The sequence below is a fragment of the Leyella lascolaii genome (genome assembly GCF_900079775.1).
GTDB classification, from domain to species: domain Bacteria; phylum Bacteroidota; class Bacteroidia; order Bacteroidales; family Bacteroidaceae; genus Prevotella; species Prevotella lascolaii.
In genome coordinates this window covers 63,022-78,265 of record NZ_LT556044.1, presented here as the reverse complement: position 1 = coordinate 78,265, position 15,244 = coordinate 63,022, and the positions used below count along the sequence as shown (strand labels likewise).

At 38.9% G+C, this 15,244-nt stretch carries 12 protein-coding genes; 9 read left to right on the top strand and 3 right to left on the bottom strand.

The annotated features are described in order from the left end of the window. Nucleotides 1–119: 119 nt before the first annotated feature. The 3 genes from BN4609_RS10025 to BN4609_RS10015 are packed head-to-tail and all read left to right on the top strand — an operon-like array spanning nucleotide 120 to nucleotide 2,257. Nucleotides 120–728 (top strand): thiamine phosphate synthase, encoded by a 609-nt coding sequence (locus BN4609_RS10025; RefSeq protein WP_068856562.1) that lies wholly within the window; start codon nucleotides 120–122, stop codon nucleotides 726–728. A gap of 27 nt (nucleotides 729–755) precedes the next feature. Next, entirely contained in the window at nucleotides 756–1,694 is a 939-nt protein-coding gene (locus BN4609_RS10020; protein WP_021993166.1) for a ribose-phosphate pyrophosphokinase, read from the top strand. Nucleotides 1,695–1,714: 20 nt separating this feature from the next. After that, on the top strand, nucleotides 1,715–2,257 hold the full coding sequence (locus tag BN4609_RS10015) for a TlpA family protein disulfide reductase (protein WP_068856561.1): 543 nt from the start codon (nucleotides 1,715–1,717) through the stop codon (nucleotides 2,255–2,257). Nucleotides 2,258–2,511: 254 nt separating this feature from the next. Here the strand turns inward: BN4609_RS10015 and BN4609_RS10010 are convergent, their stop codons facing one another. From BN4609_RS10010 to BN4609_RS10000, 3 genes are read right to left on the bottom strand one after another with little or no spacing between them, the layout of a single operon-like run. Then, nucleotides 2,512–3,123, bottom strand: coding sequence for a hypothetical protein (locus tag BN4609_RS10010; RefSeq protein WP_021993168.1), 612 nt, complete (start codon nucleotides 3,121–3,123; stop codon nucleotides 2,512–2,514). Nucleotides 3,124–3,147: 24 nt separating this feature from the next. Next, nucleotides 3,148–3,873 carry a DUF5932 domain-containing protein gene (locus BN4609_RS10005; RefSeq protein ID WP_068856560.1) on the bottom strand — a complete coding sequence of 242 codons (726 nt, stop codon included), beginning with the start codon at nucleotides 3,871–3,873 and terminating at the stop codon, nucleotides 3,148–3,150. Continuing rightward, the gene (locus BN4609_RS10000) at nucleotides 3,852–7,256 is read right to left on the bottom strand and encodes a sensor histidine kinase (protein WP_241033242.1); all 3,405 of its coding nucleotides are present in this window, start codon (nucleotides 7,254–7,256) and stop codon (nucleotides 3,852–3,854) included. The genes BN4609_RS10005 and BN4609_RS10000 overlap by 22 nt, the downstream gene beginning before the upstream one ends. Before the next feature lie 274 nt (nucleotides 7,257–7,530). Here BN4609_RS10000 and BN4609_RS09995 point away from each other — a divergent pair, with 274 nt between their 5' ends. From BN4609_RS09995 to BN4609_RS09965, 6 genes are all read left to right on the top strand, one after another. Further along, on the top strand, nucleotides 7,531–8,595 hold the full coding sequence (locus tag BN4609_RS09995; RefSeq protein ID WP_068856605.1) for a LacI family DNA-binding transcriptional regulator: 1,065 nt from the start codon (nucleotides 7,531–7,533) through the stop codon (nucleotides 8,593–8,595). Nucleotides 8,596–8,600: 5 nt separating this feature from the next. Continuing rightward, nucleotides 8,601–9,887 carry a Na+/H+ antiporter NhaC family protein gene (locus tag BN4609_RS09990; protein WP_068856558.1) on the top strand — a complete coding sequence of 429 codons (1,287 nt, stop codon included), beginning with the start codon at nucleotides 8,601–8,603 and terminating at the stop codon, nucleotides 9,885–9,887. Nucleotides 9,888–10,093: 206 nt separating this feature from the next. Further along, entirely contained in the window at nucleotides 10,094–10,912 is an 819-nt protein-coding gene (locus BN4609_RS09985; protein WP_068856557.1) for a hypothetical protein, read from the top strand. 89 nt (nucleotides 10,913–11,001) lie between these two features. Continuing rightward, the gene (locus BN4609_RS09980; RefSeq protein WP_068856556.1) at nucleotides 11,002–11,718 is read left to right on the top strand and encodes a glycoside hydrolase family 25 protein; all 717 of its coding nucleotides are present in this window, start codon (nucleotides 11,002–11,004) and stop codon (nucleotides 11,716–11,718) included. Between the two features lie 11 nt (nucleotides 11,719–11,729). Continuing rightward, nucleotides 11,730–12,830 carry a zinc ribbon domain-containing protein gene (locus BN4609_RS09975; protein WP_021994023.1) on the top strand — a complete coding sequence of 367 codons (1,101 nt, stop codon included), beginning with the start codon at nucleotides 11,730–11,732 and terminating at the stop codon, nucleotides 12,828–12,830. Nucleotides 12,831–13,270: 440 nt separating this feature from the next. Next, the gene (locus tag BN4609_RS09965) at nucleotides 13,271–15,220 is read left to right on the top strand and encodes an ABC-F family ATP-binding cassette domain-containing protein (RefSeq protein WP_068856554.1); all 1,950 of its coding nucleotides are present in this window, start codon (nucleotides 13,271–13,273) and stop codon (nucleotides 15,218–15,220) included. Nucleotides 15,221–15,244: the final 24 nt, after the last annotated feature.

The window sequence follows — 15,244 nt, the reverse complement described above, 5'->3', positions numbered from 1 at the left end:
ACTGACGGCAGATACCGGTCAATCAATACAAAAATATAGAGCCGTTTGGATTTTATCATATAATATGATTGTAAGTTTGGCAGAAAATTAATAATTTTGCAACACAAAAGAAACAGGCAATGAAGTTAATTATCATGACAAAATCCACATTCTTCGTAGAAGAAGATAAAATTCTTGTTACTCTTTTTGAAGAAGGGATGGACAATCTGCATCTTTACAAACCACTAACCTCACCTGTTTACTCAGAACGTCTGCTCTCACTCATACCGGAGGACTTCTATAACAAGATAACTGTTCACGACCACTTCTATCTGAAAGAAGAATACAGGCTTAACGGTATTCATATAGACACACCTACCCTCACACCGCCTCTCAACTACAAAGGACATATCAGCCGTACATGCACGAAACTCGAACAGCTGAAGGAAATGAAGAAACAGTCAAACTATGTTTTTCTGAGAAATATCTTTGACAGCCAGTCAGAGCCGGAGCAGAAATCAGATTTCACAATGAACGATCTGGAGAAAGCCGCAGACAACGGACTGATAGACAAGAAAGTCTATGCACTCGGCGGAATGAACACGGACAATCTGCAGATTGCCAGAGATTTGGGATTCGGAGGCGTTGTCATATGCGGTGACTTGTGGAACAGATTCGACATACACAACCAGAATGACTATAAAGAGTTGATAAACCACTTTGAACGTCTAAGGAAGATAATCAGTTAATTTATATACATCATTAATAAAAAAGAAATGAGTGCAAAAAACTCTTTTTTGGTTTTCTCCGGCACAAGCACGAGATACCTTGCAGAAAAAATCTGCTCAAGCTTAGGTTGCCCGTTAGGCAATCTGTTGGTAACACGATTCTCTGATGGAGAGTTCGCTGTTTCCTATGAGGAATCCATTCGCGGACGCGATGTCTTTCTTGTACAAAGCACATTTCCTAATTCAGACAATCTGATGGAACTGCTATTGATGATTGATGCAGCAAAAAGAGCGTCTGCCCGACAAATTATCGCAGTAATACCATATTTCGGCTGGGCGAGACAGGACCGCAAGGACAAACCAAGAGTAAGCATCGGTGCAAAACTTGTAGCTAATCTCTTGAGTGCGGCAGGTATTGACCGGCTTATAACAATGGACCTCCATGCTGACCAGATTCAGGGTTTCTTTGATGTACCGGTCGACCATCTTTATGCTTCAGGCGTACTGTTGCCGTATCTTCAGAGTCTGCATCTGAAGGATCTCGTTATAGCGTCTCCAGACGTAGGCGGTTCAAAACGTGCGAACACATTTGCCAAGTATCTCGGTTGCCCGCTCGTTCTGTGCAACAAGACACGCGCACGCGCCAATGTGGTGGAAAGCATGCAGATTATCGGTGATGTAAAAGACAAGAATGTTATAATAGTGGACGATATGGTTGACACCGCCGGTACAATAACAAAGGCTGCTGACATCATGAAAGAGGCTGGAGCCAAGAGCGTAAGAGCGTGTGCGTCACACTGCGTCATGAGCGGTCCCGCTTCTGAGCGTGTGCAGGATTCGGCACTCGAGGAGATTGTATTCACAGACTCCATCCCTTACTCAAACCGTTGTGCGAAGGTGAAACAGCTTTCTGTAGCCGACATGATTGCAGAGACAATAAGACGTGTCATAAACAACGAAAGCATAAGTTCACAGTATCTGGTATAAACTGAAAATAAAATAATCATATGAGAATATTCCGTAATTTATGTGTGGCAACGACGGCAATGTGCCTGTTGCTCTCATGTCAGATAAAGCATGGTGGGAAACCGGAGAATGCTGAGAAGGAGCAGAAAGAAGTATCGGCTCCGACGCTTACAGACATAGAACTTGGTGACCTGCAACGAAACAGTGTATCCTTGAAAAGCGAGATAAGCAAAAATCAGATAAACATAATCGATTTCTGGGCAAGCTGGTGCGGACCATGCCGGGCTGAGATGCCTTTAATGGTGGACATCTATAACAAATATAAAGACCATGGTCTGGGAATCATCGGCATATCGCTTGATTCAGACTACAACGCATGGGAAAAAGCCATCACAGACAACAACCTGTCGTGGACTCATCTCTCTGACCTCAGAGGATGGGAAAGCTATGCTGCCAAGGAATATAACGTGACAGCCATCCCATACACAATCGTAGTGGACCGGAATGCCAAAATCATAGCTACCGGACTGCGTGGAGAAAAGTTGGAGAAGTTCATTGAGAATTATTTCAACACTCCTCACTAATATCTGAATTGCATTCGGAGTATTCTTATAATGTCTGTAAATATATATGGGCAACCCATATATATTTGCAGACATTTTGTCTTACAAGTTGCCACGATTAATACTTAAACTTTTCCTATATATATTTTCGGATATTTGCATGTGCTCCATCTATATCCATACAGAACATAATAAAACAAAAAAGATGACCGAAAGCATGCCGGATGCGGAATAAGCCAAATTAGAATTATGATAATATGAATCTTTGCAAACCGTCATAGAAAGAACACAAAACAAATGGAGTGATAAAGACACGAGACAAGGAGAAACAGCACAAAAAACGGAGACGCGGAAGACACACCGGCAGTGAGCAACCCGAATATACCGCTAAGAGAGATTCTGTTTGCCACTACATTATAATATGTTATGGCAAACGTACACAAAACGAATGAAAGCAATGCCACAAATCCCATAGAAAGACTGCCCGGATAGATATTTCCCGCCACATTCAGCAAGACCGCATGAGGAACGCATGTAAGCAAGAACAGCACTATAATGAACAATACCAGCTCTATGGACACAAACCGGATGGCAAGTCGCTCACGGAATCCGAGCCGTCGGATATTCCTGACAGCAGAGAGCAAGCCGCTTTGCCTGACTGCCCCGAACGATATTGACAGCAGCAATAGCCATACAAGTACGAAATTACTCTGGTTGTCCACATAAGCACCGATAAACCACCTCACGCCTTCCCCGCTAAGCAAAGAACGCACTTTAAGATCAGGATTGGTTGCCGTAACTATCCACGACAGAATAAAAAGCATAATCTGCAATATCAGCACAGACAATGCCATCCACGATATTATCTTGTCAGTTTTGTCTCTCATCCGCTTTATTTTATATTTGTCATGTCAATCATCATCAGGCATGAGATTGTCAAGATCTATGATTCTCAATTGCAGAGCCTTCACGACGAGACGTGTGGCATTGACGGCGATACCTCCGTTTCCGTTATGAAATAATTTCTGTATCAGCTCGTTCTGACGTTTTTCCAGACTTTTCACGCCGAAAGGCATGTTTTTCAGGGAAGCGATCTGCTCCTTTGTGTAACCAAGAGCAAGATGACGGAGGAAGCGTTCGTCATATTCGTCTATCTCATATTGTATAAGTGCTTCCTGCCTGAATATCTGATTGTTTATAGTGGTCTTGAATCGTTCTACAATCTTATTGAGAATAGGCTGGTTGAACACCATTCTCTTGCCATCCATAACGCTTGCGACATCACTGCGTGTAAGCAATTCCCCACTCTTCAGTATAATACCGTCGCACCCTGCATCAAGCGCGTCTACCCATAAACGCTCATTCAGTATCTCACCCGTGAAGATAAGCACTTTCACGCCAGGATGCCGGTCCTTAATCTGACGGCAAATCTCTACACCGACGGTGGTGGAACCGCCAAGTCCCAAATCGAGCAGTACAAGATCGGGCAACTGTTTTTTTATAAGCTGCCAGAAATGTTGCTCGTTATCTGCCGTTCCGATTATTTCCGCCTCAGGAATCTCATTGCGTAATATACCTTCCGTACCTTTTAGTTCCAAAGGCACATCTTCCACTATTATAACTTTAAATTTGTCCATATCGATTTTGTAAGTATTATTTCTATAATTGTACTTCCGTTGTCTCCTCCGACAGCCTGAATTCCACATGCACGTGCGTTGGTAATCTCCCCCACCTCACGTATTATCTGCTTACACAGCAAGAAACGAATGTCGCACGTAAGAGGAGAAAACAAGTCGGTGAGTTGTTTTTCAGAGAGTCTCATTGATGTCATAAAGACCTTTACAAGAACATATCTCACATTATAATCATCAAAGGTAATATCCGGTCTGACGCCGCCATTCAGTTTTTTCAGAATGTCGAACATGTAACCTACTATCTGATAGTCTACCGCATTGCTGACATATATCTGGCGCAAAGTCTGTGTGCTGAGAATGGTATACAGTTCTTTATAATAAGACAAGGTCTCGTTAATTGCAAGCAGATTGCCGTCTCTGCCCTCTAAAAGCTGTTTTATTCTTGATGGATAATACATTGTCTCGTGTTTCAGAGTAGAGAGACAATTGTCGAGAACACTATTACTTATATGCATCTTATAATTCTCGAGTTCGTTTTTCTGAAGCTCGTCTTTGGCATACTCGAGGTCGGTCTGTTTCTCTGAAATAAGGTTTATTTTCTGACGTAAGGCATGTTTTATCTGGTTCACGACACCGTCAAGCATCTGCAGACGCGTGTTCATGACAGAAAATTTATTACACTTACTCCAGATGTCATTTATTTGTTCCAACTTCGAATCTGGTGTAACATCCGATAATAGAACTTTATTTATAGACACAATGCTTTCTACATAAAGATTGTAATATATCCTGTGACGATAGTATAAGAAATAGTATGCCGGGAATATCATGATGAATAAAAATGACAACATGATAATCGCCACGTTCTTATTGTTTCTTGATTCCTGCATGACATGTACATAGTCAGATATAGTGCTGTCAGCGCTCCTCTCTCTGAAAAGTTTTGTGTATGCGTTGTTGTTGTATTCATAAAGGTCCCATTCATACAATCCCATAGCCGCAATGGCGCATTCATTCCTGATATTCAGTATGACATTATAATCTGTATGCAGGCTGTCATAGAACCATACCAGTTCTGCAGGAGGATACATTGCGTCAGAATATACTTTCATAGTGTCACGTCCTCCGCTTTTTTGACTTAAATAATACTTGTTCAGATGTTTGATACAGCTGTCTGCATAAACAAGTGTTTTATGGTAATCTTCATTCAGATTTGCAACATGAGCACTGTCAGAGAATGATGAAGCCAAGCGTAAATTCGCATTTCTCATTGAGAATGACAGTGCCGGACATGAAATCATCATAATGGTTATGATAACGCGCATCATTCCCTTAGGAAGCCGGAAATAGAAACGGCTGCCCTTGCCGGGCTCGCTCTCTGCCGCTATTGTACAAACACTGAAAAGAGAACTTATTTTCTTATATTTGTCTATTATTCCTTTGCAATTCATCAGTCCGAATCCGTGAGTACGTTTTCCGGCATCGGATTTGACAGCATCTTCCCTATTGTTTTCAAATAAATTATGGCTGAAAATATGCTCCAGTTTCGTATGTTCTATTCCGCAACCGGTATCAGTGACTGAAATTTCAACAAAATCATCCCCCGACCGGCTGTCTATAACAACGCGTCCTCCAGGCGGAGTGAAACGTCTTGCATTTTCCGCCATAGTGTTTATCATGAACAGAGTAAGCACACGGTCGGCTTTGACAACAGACGTAGTTGGTTTTATGACAAAGTCTATGCCACGCAGTCTGTATTCCATGCGGCTTTTTGACACGATGTCAAAAACTTTCTGAAGTTCAAAACTTTCGATGTGAAGATTTAGTTCGCCGCGGTTCATTTGTATCCAGCGTGTGAGCACATCGTTGTATTCGTTTATTATATCAGTTATTTCTGAAAGGTATTCATAACGTTCTTTTCTTACTGCCTCAGTCTCGTTCGTTGCCATAAGTTTCTTTACCTCATGTTCCATTCTGTTTATCAGAGGCAGTATTCCGTTAGCCAATGATATTTTGGCACGTTGCTCAAGATTACGTTTTTTATTTGACAGAAGCTGCTGTTTCGCAATTTCAATCTGTTCATTCAATTCTTCAAAACGTTCGTTGAATTCCTTTTCCTGCAATTCATTCTTATGTTTCCATTCCTCCAAAGGACGCAGAAAACCACTGACAGAATACTTATTTTCATTTTTCCGACGCAGATAATTGAATATAAACAGAAGAATAATCACAAGTATTATCATCAAAACAACAGCACCAAGCATGATATTAAGCTGTCTCGAAGACTTGCTTAACTGCTCAGCCCTGGCTTCCAACTGTCTGTCCTGCCTGGTTTTTTCCTGCATCTCAAGATAGATACGTCGATTTTGAAAACTCTTGTTTTTGTCCCCAATCGCTGCATAAACCAACGACAACTGCTCTCTTATGGAAGCGACAAGATCAGGAGCTTTGTTTATCGCGATATTCTTATGTAGTGCATTATCGAGACAAATCAATGCCGAACCATAATCATTTATTGAAAGATAGCATTCTCCCAGCGTGCGATAGGCACCCGCAGTCTGATACACGTCTCCATATTGCTCGAATAAAAGCAATGAGCGTCTTGCGATGTTGCCGGCTAAAAGAGAGTCCGGCATCTTATCCACATTTATAAAATCTATTTCCTGTGGATTATTTTTTATAATGAATTCTCTGTTTTCCTTATTTATAAGATGCTCGCTTATCGCCTGTAATGAATTTGCCTCCCAGTATGGATAATTGTATTGTCGTGACAAAAGATAACACCTCATAAGATAGTTGAACTCCGCCTGACATATACTTTTTTCAGAATCACTTTTTATTATACCACCTGACCCGATGTTATAATAATAATTCAATAACTGTGCTGTGTCCTCTACGATGTCACCATTCGGATTAATACTTTCAATAGCACTGACGGACAGGTCTGTCAGACCAATATAGTATAAATAAGCAGACAATACTATGGAATATTCGCTTTGGGCATAAACATAACGTTGATGTTCGCGTTCGCTCAAGCCCGCATACTCTTCTTCTATGCGCTTCATCCTTGAGAGAGCACTCTCGCGATAGAAATAGAAATCCTTATTTTTAGATTGTCTCTGACATAATCTCATGAACTGTACATCAGAGACCAACAATTCAATCTGATTATCGGTTATCTGCTGGGCTTTGTTCAGTAAATCATAAGCCTTGTCATAATCCATTTTTGCCATATATACAAAAGCCAGATTATTGAGAGCCTCGGCTTCTCCCGCACTGTAATCCATTGATTTGGAAGCATTGTATGCACGTTGGGCATATACTAACGAAGTATCGATATTTCGGTAGTGATATTCATAGGAAATTGTATTCAACTTATCTGTCATGTTCCGGTTTTCAGGTCTGGAGCATGAAAAAAAGATGAAAATACATATTATAAAAAGCAACAGAAAGGTTCCGATTCCTTTTCTCATAAACAACATTGAATAAAACTACTGTTTGAATTCGTCATAAAGCAAAGGTAAACAAAATGTGGCGATATAAAAAAAATAATTACTAAAAACGACAGCTTATATGTAATATTTGAATAAAATATACATACATAATGTTAATGACTCATTTTTTATTATTACATTTGCAGTGTATTTCCAGTCATATTATATGAGTGAAAAAATTACGATAAAAGATATCGCTGAGATTGCGGGAGTATCAGTCGGAACAGTAGACAGAGTATTGCATAATCGCGCCAATGTATCGCAGTCCGCAAGGGAAAAAGTCGAGAAGGCGCTGAAAAACATGAATTATCATCCTAATGTATATGCAAGCGCATTGGCATATAACAAATCGTACACATTTTATTTACTGATGCCGATTCATGAATCAGAAGCGTATTGGGAAGAGATAGAACAAGGTGCGCAGAAAGCTATAGAAACAAGACGTGATTTTCACATCGATGTAAAAATCATGTATTATGAGCGTTTTAATAACGATTCTTTCATTGAACAATATAAAAAATGTATAGAACAGAATCCGGATGGTGTGATAATAGTTCCCGTAGAATTGGATGTCACAAAAGTATTCACTGATTCACTTCACGACAAACAGATTCCATTTATATTATTAGACTCATACATGCCGGACCTTAAGCCTCTTTCATTTTGGGGTCAAGACTCTTTCTGCAGCGGATATTTTGCCGCAAAAATGCTTATGCTTATTGCATCGGAAGAGAAACAAATAATGCTTTTGAAACAGGTAAAAAACGGACAAGTAACAAGCAAACAGCAACGTAACAGAGAAGTAGGCTTCAGGCATTACATGAAGGATCACTATCCAAATATAGAAATAGTTGAGCTACAGATTCCATTTAAAAGTACAAAAAGAAAATATGACATAATATTGAAGGAGTTCTTTGATGCCCATCCCCAGATACATCATTGTATAACCCTTAATTCAAAAGCTCATATCGTTGGAGAATATCTTTTACGAAACAATATACGCAACGTACAGATTATGGGATACGACATGGTAGCAAAGAACGCCAAGTGCCTTAAGGAAGGAAGCATTTCTTTTCTTATTGCACAACATGGTTATCAGCAGGGATTCAACTGTGTCGATACATTATTCAAAGCCGTAGTCTTGAAAGAAAAAGTACAGCCAGTGAACTATATGCCGATAGAATTGCTGACAAAAGAAAACATGGAGTTCTATCGTAGGACTCAATTATAGTAGATATGAATAATAAAAAAGGTATCATTGCCCTGAGTCCATTGATTGTTTTTATATTAATTTATTTGGTAACATCAATCATAGCTCAGGATTTTTATAAAGTTCCAATAAGCACTGCGTTTCTCATCTCCGGAATATACGCAATCATGTCATCCCGCCGCGGGAATCTGAATGAGCGGATACGTGTATTCAGCAAAGGAGCCAGCACGGAGAATATAATGTTAATGATATGGATATTCATGTTGGCTGGTGCATTTGCCAATACAGCAAAAGATATAGGATGCGTTGACGCTACTGTAAATTTCATGCTGTCAGTATTACCTGACAATATGATTCTTGCCGGATTGTTTATTTCAACCTGTTTTATAAGCTTGTCAATAGGAACGAGTGTTGGGACAATAGTTGCTCTGACTCCGATTGCAATAGGCTTGGCACAGACAACCGGAGTAAATATAAATCTCATGGTTGCAATTGTAATTGGAGGAGCGTTCTTCGGAGACAATCTGTCATTTATTTCAGATACTACCGTTGCAGCGACAAGCTCTCAAGAATGTAATATGAAAGACAAGTTCCGGGCAAACTCATACATCGTGTTTCCTGTCGCGCTTATAATCTTCATTGTCTATATTATTCTGGGCTTTGACATAAACAAGCCGCCGGTTGTTTCTCAAACAGAATTCTCCAAGATACTTCCCTATATGGCTGTCTTTATTACGGCATTACTGGGAATAAACGTGATAGTAGTACTTATGGTCGGACTTATCCTGACAGCAATAATAGGAATTATTAATGGTTCGTATGACATATTCGGCTGGTTCGCGTCAATGGGAACAGGGATTCAATCAATGAGCGAACTGATTATTATAACAATGCTTGCCGGAGGACTTTTCGAAATCGTAAATAAAAACGGAGGTGTTGAATATATAATAAGTAAAATCACATCACATATACACGGCAAACGTGGAGCTGAATTAGTAATCGGAATAATGGTCGCAGCCGTAAATATCTGCACGGCAAATAATACGGTTGCAATAATAACGGTGGGAGGCATAGCCAGAAAAATAAGTCTGAAATACGGTGTTGACAATAGAAAAACAGCAAGTATTCTCGACACTTTCTCATGCTGTATGCAAGGCATAATTCCATATGGCGCACAAATACTGACAGTTGCGAATCTTGCACGGATAAATCCAATAGACATAATGCCTTATCTATATTATCCATACGCATTGGGGGTGTTTGCACTGTTATGCATATATTTCAGATTTCCTGCGTCATATAATAAGAAATAAAGAGTTTGCTGTATTTTGTTCAAATACAAAAGTATGTATAAAACAATGGACAAGTTATTGAAAGCTCGAAATTATTCAATATATTTGTACCATGGCTCATAATATAACATAAGAAATACATACGTATACATATGCTTGCCGCAACTGATATATAAATATAAAACCATCATCCGTATACGGATATATAAACGCACTGTAGTTTTAAAATGGATATCATAAAAAGAAACTTTCTTCGTGCTATACGTTCTGGGGCATTTAATGATACAGAACCATTTGAAGCTATGTCCATATTCAAATGGAACAAATTATTAAATATAATAATATCACAGAACGTCATATCTGTAGCCATAAAAGGAATGAAGAATTGTAATTATGAAAATATTCCTTATGAAACGGTATACGGATTTTTCAAAACTTATAATATAGACATTAACGAAACAACAAACGAGAAAGTCTGCATTCCGCGTTCTGATTTGAATAACATGTTTTTAAATAAAAGACTGGCAAATCTAAGACACAAAGAATTGCATTCTATTGACACATCCATTGAAACATTAGACCTGCTAAATATTATAATATATAACACAAATAAAATTCTTACTCACGGAATAGCATACAACAATCTGCTGCTTATCGGCAAATATTTAAGAAACAAAGGAGATAAGGTGGATTTTGTGAAATTGGAACATTGGTTGCAATATCTGAAACTACATGCAATGGCACAGTATGAAGGCAGTATTCTTATCACGACTCTATGCTTCGATATGCAGGAAGTTCCATTTGTGCACAATATAGACAGAATAGCATACAACAGAGCATTAAAGGCATTGGATAATATAATCAAGAATGATTCAGAGTTAGAGTGGCACTTCCGACAAAGCAAAAGCGGAATTCTACATAACAATTCTGTATTGTTGCGCAATAACATATGGCATTCTATGAAATATATCAATTATGCTCCTCTTGAAACAATTAGTAATCTGATTAACAGAATGGCAAACAGTTTATCTGAAATAGAAGAATAGACCAGACACTGTCATCCGGATATATTAATATTTGTAAAATTACAATTGACAAACCAATACTCTATTCCCTTTTTATTAACTTTGCAATCATGAAGACTGTATATTCTGTTTTATCTTTTATTCTGTTTTTATATATTGTCCTGCCGACAACAGCATCGGCTCAGGAGTTTTATACTGAAAATGTGCAATGTGAAGACACATGCACACATATACATGGCATTGATATGAGCCATTATCAGGGAGAAGTCTTTTGGGAAACTGTAGGAAATAACAAGAAAATGGCGTATGTCTATCTTAAAGCTACAGAAGGAGGCGACAACATTGATGAAAAATATGAATACAACATTGAACTTGCAAAAAAACACGGTATAAAAGTCGGCTCGTATCACTTCTTCCGTCCTAAGACAGAATTGGCAAAACAATTGGAAAATTTCATGACTCAATGCAGACCCGACGATCAGGACTTGATACCGATGATAGACATTGAAACGAAAAGCGGTCTTTCTACAAAGGAATTTTGTGATTCTCTGTTTAAGTTCCTTGAAATGGTTGAGGTTGCATATAAACAAAAACCATTATTATACACTTTTACCAATTTCTATAATAATTATCTTGCCGGGAAAATAAATGACTACAAAATAATGATAGCCCAATATACAGAAAGAGAGCCGGTGCTTAAAGACGACCGGGATTACACCATGTGGCAATACACCGGAAAAGGGCATATTGACGGTGTAAACGGATATGTAGATAAAAGCAGGTTCATGGGCAAGCACAGTTTGAGAGAAATAAGATTTAAACATTAAATTCATACGAGATGTCAGTAATAAAATGTCCGGAGTGCGGTCATGATGTAAGCGACAAAGCACCATGCTGTCCGTTTTGTGGAGTTGAAATATCTGGAAACATAACCGTATGTCCTCAATGCGGATGCAGATATCTTTCAAGCCAGGAGAGCTGCCCTGAGTGCCATCATCCGAATACATCAGAAAAATCTGCAATAGAAAATAAGATAGAAACCGGTGGTAATAAAAATAAGAGAAACATTCTTATTGCCGTTTTTGCCGGAATTGTTTTGTTGATTGCGATAGCTGCTACGGCAGTATATATATACAATAATCAAAATGATATAAACAAGGAAAAAAGCGAGTACGAATTCGCCTTGTCCAGCAGTGACATATCTGTTTTAGAGAAATATATAGAGACATATTCTGACACGGATGCTCCTACAGAGCATATATTAATGATAAAAAAACGGCTCAATGAATTGCAGGAGGCAAACATCGCATGGACAAATGCAATTGTAAGCAATTCAAAAAGTGCTTTGGAGCAATATCTTAAAGAATATCCAAACTCTCAATATAAGAACATAGCAGTTCATAAAATCGACTCAATCGATTGGCTTGCTGCTAAACAATCAAATACAATAGAATCGTACGAAACTTACATACAAAACCAGCCAAATGGCGAATATTATGATGAGGCTTCCGATTGTATTAGGAAAATAAAGATTCAAACAGTGCAGCCGGAGGAAGAAATAATGATTGATATGATTTTCAGGAATTTCTTTCAAAGTCTTAACACAAAAGATGAAAACACACTGTCAGACTCCGTCAATCCGGTCCTGACATCATTCTTGGGTAAACAGGGGGCAACCCGCATGGATGTACTTTCTTTTATGAACAAAATTTATAAGAGTAACGTATCACACATGGACTGGCATACAAATGGAGACTATAAGATATCGAAAAAGGAGATTGGTGAACAACAATACGAATACACCGTAGAATTCAATGCCATTCAAGACATTCAATATACGGATGAAACAACAGAACGTCACAATTTCAGAATCCTATCCAAAGTCAGTCCGGATGGTAAAATACAAGAATTTAATATGAGACGAATAATAGAACAATAGTTTATTAATAAATATCGCCTGATCACATATATCAAGATCAGGCGTTTTTATAGACAGTTTTAATATTCAGTATGCATGTATCTCATATATAATATGTTTTGAGTATATAATATCTGAAATTTTGTATCTTTGTATAAGATAAGCTACACTCGGGAAATTAAGAGCAAGCTCGCTTTCCGCTCATTTGCATTATCTTTGTATAAGATAAGCCGCACTCGGGAAATTAAGAGCGAGTTCTCTTTCCGCTCGTTTGCATTATCTTTGTATAAGATAAGCTGCACTCGGGAAATTAAGAGCAAGCTCGCTTTCCGCTCATTTGCATCATCTTTGCATAAGATAAGATTCGATTCGGCAGTATCAAGTCCGGTAAAACTCAGTTTTCCCTCCTTGCTGTCGCACTCATCTTTCATTATCTTTTGCATGTTTAAATATCATATAAAATGATTTCTGTAGAAAAATTAAAAGTAGAATTTGGAATAAAACCTCTCTTTCAAGATGCGTCATTTGTAATAAACGATAATGACAAAGTTGCGCTTGTAGGAAAAAATGGAGCCGGAAAATCCACTCTAATGAAGATACTCTGTGGTCAGCAACAGCCTACAGACGGTAAAATATCAATTTCATCGGACATGAGAATCGGTTATCTTCCACAGGTAATGATATTGCAGGATGACACTACAGTGAGAGATGAGGCAAGAAAATCATTCTCCGACATTATAAACATGAAAGATAAAATCGATGCGATGAGCAAGGAACTTACGGAACGCACCGATTACGATAGCGATGAATACATTGCCCTTGTCGATAAATATACTCAGGAACATGACAGATATCTCATGTTGGGAGGAGAAAACTATGAAGCTGAGATAGAAAGAATACTTACCGGTCTTGGCTTTTATAAATCTGATTTTGACCGCCCTACCTCAGAATTCAGCGGTGGATGGCGCATGCGCATTGAGTTGGCGAAGATATTATTGAGCAGACCTGACTGCCTGCTTCTTGATGAGCCGACAAACCATCTTGACATTGAAAGCATACAATGGCTGGAACGTTTCTTGCAGCAAAGCAGTAAAGCAGTAATACTTGTAAGTCACGACAGGGCATTCATAAATAATGTGACAAACAGGACTCTGGAAATATCATGCGGCAAGATTATCGACTACAAGGTAAAATATGATGAATACATAAAACTGCGTGCGGAAAGACGAGAACAGCAAATACGTGCATACGAAAACCAGCAAAAAGAGATTGCGGACATAAAGGATTTCATCGAGCGCTTCCGATACAAGGCGACAAAAGCGGTGCAGGTCCAGAGTCGTATAAAGCAACTTGAGAAAATCGTACCTATTGAGATAGATGAAGTTGACAGGTCATCCATGCATCTGAAGTTTCCGCCTTGTCTTCGCAGCGGCGATTATCCGGTAATCTGTGATGAAGTAGGCAAACAATACGGCACACACACCGTTTTCGAAAATGTTACATTTACTATAAAACGCGGTGAGAAAGTAGCGTTTGTAGGACGTAACGGATCCGGAAAATCCACATTGATAAAATGTATTATGGGAGAGATTCCCTATTCAGGAACATTAAAGATAGGGCACAATGTGCAGATAGGATACTTTGCGCAAAACCAGGCACAACTGCTTGACGGCAGTCTGTCTGTTTTTGAGACAATTGACAATGTGGCAAAGGGAGAAATAAGACTGAAAATAAATAACATTCTTGGAGCGTTCATGTTTGGCGGCGAGGCTTCTGAAAAGAAAGTAAGAATGCTCAGTGGTGGAGAACGTAGCAGATTGGCTATGATAAGATTGCTGTTGGAGCCGGTTAATCTGCTTATTCTCGACGAGCCGACCAACCACCTTGACATGCAGTCGAAGGAGGTGTTGAAAGAAGCAATCAAAGCGTTTGACGGTACAGCCATTATCGTAAGTCATGACCGCGATTTTCTGGACGGACTTGTCTCTAAAGTATATGAATTTGCAGATGGCAGCGTTACGGAACATCTCGGAGGAATATATGACTATCTATACAAGCGTAACATTGAATCTCCTGACGAACTTGCAGCACCTAAAAAGAATCTGAATGCAGGCGAATCTCTGCAAGACACAATATCATCACAGAAAAAGAACAATTATATAGAACACAAGGAAATACAGAAAAAAATACGCAGAATAGAGAAAACAATAAAGGAGTCTGAACAAAGAATCGAAGTCCTTGAAAATAAGATTAAAACAATCAACGACAAATTATGTACTCCGGAAGGTGCCGCAGATATGAATCTTATAGCAGAATATACCTCTCTTAAAGGCTTGCTCGAAGAAGAAGAAAACACATGGACGAGTCTGTCTGAAAAGTTGGAGGAAGAACAGAACAAGTTGTCGTACTAATGTTACGGATATACAAAACGTCAA

Bases quoted from the DNA above. Each gene is read 5' to 3' on its own strand.
- BN4609_RS10025 (WP_068856562.1), top strand. From the start codon at position 120: ATGAAGTTAATTATCATGACAAAATCCACATTCTTCGTAGAAGAAGAT.
- BN4609_RS10020 (WP_021993166.1), top strand. From the start codon at position 756: ATGAGTGCAAAAAACTCTTTTTTGGTTTTCTCCGGCACAAGCACGAGA.
- BN4609_RS10015 (WP_068856561.1), top strand. From the start codon at position 1,715: ATGAGAATATTCCGTAATTTATGTGTGGCAACGACGGCAATGTGCCTG.
- BN4609_RS10010 (WP_021993168.1), bottom strand. From the start codon at position 3,123: ATGAGAGACAAAACTGACAAGATAATATCGTGGATGGCATTGTCTGTG.
- BN4609_RS10005 (WP_068856560.1), bottom strand. From the start codon at position 3,873: ATGGACAAATTTAAAGTTATAATAGTGGAAGATGTGCCTTTGGAACTA.
- BN4609_RS10000 (WP_241033242.1), bottom strand. From the start codon at position 7,256: ATGACAGATAAGTTGAATACAATTTCCTATGAATATCACTACCGAAAT.
- BN4609_RS09995 (WP_068856605.1), top strand. From the start codon at position 7,531: ATGAGTGAAAAAATTACGATAAAAGATATCGCTGAGATTGCGGGAGTA.
- BN4609_RS09990 (WP_068856558.1), top strand. From the start codon at position 8,601: ATGAATAATAAAAAAGGTATCATTGCCCTGAGTCCATTGATTGTTTTT.
- BN4609_RS09985 (WP_068856557.1), top strand. From the start codon at position 10,094: ATGGATATCATAAAAAGAAACTTTCTTCGTGCTATACGTTCTGGGGCA.
- BN4609_RS09980 (WP_068856556.1), top strand. From the start codon at position 11,002: ATGAAGACTGTATATTCTGTTTTATCTTTTATTCTGTTTTTATATATT.
- BN4609_RS09975 (WP_021994023.1), top strand. From the start codon at position 11,730: ATGTCAGTAATAAAATGTCCGGAGTGCGGTCATGATGTAAGCGACAAA.
- BN4609_RS09965 (WP_068856554.1), top strand. From the start codon at position 13,271: ATGATTTCTGTAGAAAAATTAAAAGTAGAATTTGGAATAAAACCTCTC.